We start from the raw sequence: 3890 nt of genomic DNA, 5'->3' as shown, positions 1-3890 counted from the left end.
TGTCAGTTAATTCATGCCTGTCAGATCAAGTCTAAACTATTACAACTTAATGCTGTGAATATATGATCAACAAAAAAAAACTTTGAGAAAAGGAAGAATAGACTTCTTCCTTTTACTTAACTACGCTGTTAACCCTATACTAACTCTTTGCTCTACATTAGCTCTATCTAGATTCTCACTAGGCTTTGAAATTACATATGTAATACCACCAGCAATAAGTCCAACTACTACAGCAGCAGCTATAGCTATACCAATTATAGGCAATACCGGTAATGCAGCACCAAAATACAATCCTAACCCAACTGCCAATTCAGCTATGGCACCACAAACACTACCAATGATTATTGGTTTATTAGTAGTTTTTACTGTATCTTTAGTTATATTTCCTTCAGTTTTAGGTATGCTGCTTTCATCTACTAAAGACTGTTCTTTACTTTCGTAATCAGGCTGGTTCTTTTTAATTAATGTTATCATATCAGCATTTCGCTGTGGATCTAATGATACTTTGAAAGTCTCCTTGTTAAAAATCTTAGAAAATATTTCACACTTGTCTTTATTTTCGTGATTAGGTACGATCCTTTCAAGGGTTACTTTCCAATCCTCTTGCTCTTGCTTTTTACATATCTCCTCAACTCTATCGTGCATTTCAATTTTGTTAGGATCATCTTTACTTTCACAACTAGATATGCTCTTTGCAAGTATTTTTAGCCAACCATCAATTTTAGCTTTTTGCTCTTCATCTTGCTCTTGATTTTTTAGTATTTCTAAAATATTCTTGGTTTTGTTAAGATGATCTTTTTTTATACTAGCGAAAACTTTTTCTAACATATCATTATCTTGAGCTACATCTATAATAGCTTTAATACTTTTCTGACTAACTTCCTGATTAATAAGATTTATAGCACAGCCAAGCGGTGTTAGAGTATGTTCTTGATCATCTGAAAGCCTGATCTTTATATTCGCAGTAGTAAGAACTTTTTCTAATATACTATTTCTTTTAGCTACATTTAGGATAGCTTGAATGCCTCTCTGTTTATTAAGAATAATAGCATGGACAAGTGGTGTTGAAGTATATTCTTGACCATTTGAGAGCTTGATCTTTATATTCGCAGTAGTAAGAATTTTCAGCAAATCCTCTTTTGAAAATCCTGTAAGAAGATCAATAATATTCTCATGTTCTTCCATCGCAGCCTGTAACTTACCATATAATTCTTGTTGTGTTCCGTTTAACTCTTCATATTTTGGCATATAAAATTCTCCTATTCAAAATAATAATATACTTTAATTATTATATATTTAAGCAAACAAGTCAAAAAATCAATAAAATGCTGTGGTGCCAAAAACACTCAAACAAGAAAAAGCGCTCCGGTGCTCATTCTTTGTTTATAAATAATATTCTTGATTCAATCCTTTGCTTTCTTTTCAATGTATCTACATATCAGAATAGACAGCTCATATAATACCAACATTGGAATTGCAAGCCCTACTTGGCTTAGTACATCAGGTGGAGTTAAGATTGCAGCAATAATGAAAATTACTACTATCGCAATTCTACGTTTATTTGACAAACTTTGTGCAGTGATTAGCCCTACTCTCACCATTAAGGTTAGTATGACTGGAATTTGAAATGCAGTACCAAACGCAAACATGAATTGAAGAACAAGGTCTAAATATTCACTAACTGATGGCATAAACTCTATTGGTATACCGAAAGATTTACCGCTATGTTCAAAAGCAATAAAAAATTTCCAGGCTAGGGGAAATATGTAGTAGTAAACTACAGCGGCTCCCGTTACAAACAAAACCGGTGTTGCAATTAAGTATGGCAATAACACTGCCCTTTCTCTTTTATATAAGCCAGGTGCTAGAAACATATAGAATTGCCATGCAAACACAGGAAAAGAAAACAACAGTGCACTCATTATTGCAACCCTGAGATATACAAAAAACGCTTCTGTTAAGTCTGTATAGATTAGAGAAAAATCATTGCTATCTTTTGTAACTTCTATTAAAGGTGCAAGTAAAAAGCGGTATATATTTTCTTTAAAGTAGTAACAAAACCCGAAGGTAACACAAAAAAATAGAAAGCAAAAAATAACCCTTTTTCTAAGTTCCGCAAAGTGCTCATAAAATGAAGCATATTTTTGTGAGTTTTCGTTCATACTTTACAATAAAGCTATATCTAACATTCTCAGTGAAAAAGCCCATTCATTATCGTACCACGCTGCAACTCTACAGATATCACCTGTGACATATGTACCAGCTAAATCCACAATTGCACTATAAGGGTTATGGACAAAGTCTATTGAAACTAAAGGCTCGTTACATACGGAAAGCACATGATTTGCTGAATTCTTAAACATTTCATTTATTTCTCCAGCTGTTACCTTCTTATCAGTCGTAAATTTAAAATCAACCATAGAAACGTTGCTAACCGGAACTCTAATAGCAGTACCATCTAGCTTACCCTTTAACTGAGGAATGACAGAACCAATTGTTTTTGCTGCTCCAGTTGTAGTTGGCACCATAGAAAGGCCACAAGCTCTTGCCCTACGTAAGTCTCTATGGTTGCCATCAAGAATATTTTGATCATTCGTATAGGCATGTATAGTGGTCATAAAACCGCTTTTTATACCTAAATTGGAGTGTGAAACGTGTACAATCGGAGCCAGACAGTTTGTAGTACAAGAACCTGCTGAGATCACTTTATGCTCCTTTTTTAGCATATCGTTATTTACGCCGTAAACTACAGTTACATCAGCATCTGAAACTGGAGCAGAGACAATTACTCTCTCTGCATTATGCTTTGCTGCTTCCGCACGCTTGTTGAATGCACCAGTGCATTCAAGCACTACATCAACATTCCAAGGAATATTTTCAGGGCTACGTTCTCTATATAAAGAAAATTTCCTGCCATTTATAGATAGCCAATTTTCAGACTCGTTAAAATCAATATCGCCGTTAAATTTGCCATGAACAGAGTCATATTTAATCAAATGTGCATGCTGCTCAGCACTGAGCGACCCATTTACCGCCACAACTTCTATTTGCTCGCTATAGTTTTCTACTTCAAAAATAGCACGCAATACACTTCTGCCTATTCTACCAAGACCATTAATTCCTACACGAATTGTCATTTTTCCATCTTAAAAGTTTAATTATAGAGGATATTGCCTGATATTTCATTCTATTCTTTTAGCTGTTAATCCTAATGTTATAATATATTGATGCTTATCTTGACTAAAGAAACTGTATCACTTAATTAATAATATCTAAATTTTAACTTGGAGTAGGTTATGCATGGATTACCAATGACAAATTCAGATAATCAGTATCAGCAAAGAAAAATAGAAGCATTGCAAAAATAAAGGACTGTCAGAAAAAGTGAAAACACTACAGAAAATGTCAGTGCTGCACAATGAAATGCTAGTAATGCTACAGTGGAAATCAATACCAGAGAAACTGCGCACAGAAATATTAAAAAAACTGCTAGAAACACCTCAAGAAGCAGCAGCATTTCAATTAGAAGAAAGAGATGAAGATCAGCAAGTAATAGAAGACATACTGGATATGCAAGAAGAATTTGAATCTTCACAAAATTTGGAAATGCGGGAGTGTTAAATAAACCATACGCGTCAAGTTAAGGAAAAGTGGTATAAGGAAGAAAGGAAACGAAAAAAAACTATTTTATATATTAAGTAATAAAGTTATTAATTTATAGATTCTTCTGAAAAAATCATCTTCTTCTAGATAAGAACTCCCTAAAAAAATAAATGTAACAAATAAAATGCCCATCTCAAATGTTGCTATATTTCACGATATTTCCTTAACTTGACGCGTATGGTTAAATAAACTGTGTCAAACCGAGAAGTAAAGTAATAAATTGATAA

The 3890-nt window shown here is 33.5% G+C and carries 4 protein-coding genes; 1 reads left to right on the top strand and 3 read right to left on the bottom strand.

What is annotated here, in order from left to right; all coding sequences use genetic code 11:
* Window positions 1–120: 120 nt before the first annotated feature.
* The 3 genes from JR053_RS05045 to gap all read right to left on the bottom strand — a co-directional run bounded on the left by JR053_RS05045 (window position 121) and on the right by gap (window position 3137).
* Complete coding sequence (locus JR053_RS05045; RefSeq protein ID WP_416603765.1) at window positions 121–1248, bottom strand: WD_0033/WD_0034 family tandem repeat-containing protein; 1128 nt, start codon at window positions 1246–1248, stop codon at window positions 121–123.
* Window positions 1249–1403: 155 nt separating this feature from the next.
* On the bottom strand, window positions 1404–2162 hold the full coding sequence (tatC, locus tag JR053_RS05040) for a twin-arginine translocase subunit TatC (RefSeq protein WP_010401503.1): 759 nt from the start codon (window positions 2160–2162) through the stop codon (window positions 1404–1406).
* A 3-nt stretch (window positions 2163–2165) separates the two neighbouring features.
* Window positions 2166–3137 (bottom strand): type I glyceraldehyde-3-phosphate dehydrogenase, encoded by a 972-nt coding sequence (gene gap, locus JR053_RS05035; RefSeq protein WP_010401504.1) that lies wholly within the window; start codon window positions 3135–3137, stop codon window positions 2166–2168.
* A gap of 247 nt (window positions 3138–3384) precedes the next feature.
* Between gap and JR053_RS05030 the strand changes: the two genes are divergently transcribed.
* Window positions 3385–3621, top strand: a complete 237-nt coding sequence (locus JR053_RS05030) for a hypothetical protein (RefSeq protein WP_236607897.1) — start codon at window positions 3385–3387, stop codon at window positions 3619–3621.
* The last annotated feature ends 269 nt before the right edge of the window (window positions 3622–3890 follow it).

Source organism: Wolbachia endosymbiont of Nasonia vitripennis (genome assembly GCF_048054115.1).
Taxonomy (GTDB): domain Bacteria; phylum Pseudomonadota; class Alphaproteobacteria; order Rickettsiales; family Anaplasmataceae; genus Wolbachia.
This window is presented reverse-complemented; position numbering and strand designations above follow the sequence as displayed.

Excerpts from the sequence above, each read along its gene's own strand:
- JR053_RS05045 (WP_416603765.1), bottom strand. The coding sequence starts at position 1,248 with ATGCCAAAATATGAAGAGTTAAACGGAACACAACAAGAATTATATGGT.
- tatC (WP_010401503.1), bottom strand. The coding sequence starts at position 2,162 with ATGAACGAAAACTCACAAAAATATGCTTCATTTTATGAGCACTTTGCG.
- gap (WP_010401504.1), bottom strand. The coding sequence starts at position 3,137 with ATGACAATTCGTGTAGGAATTAATGGTCTTGGTAGAATAGGCAGAAGT.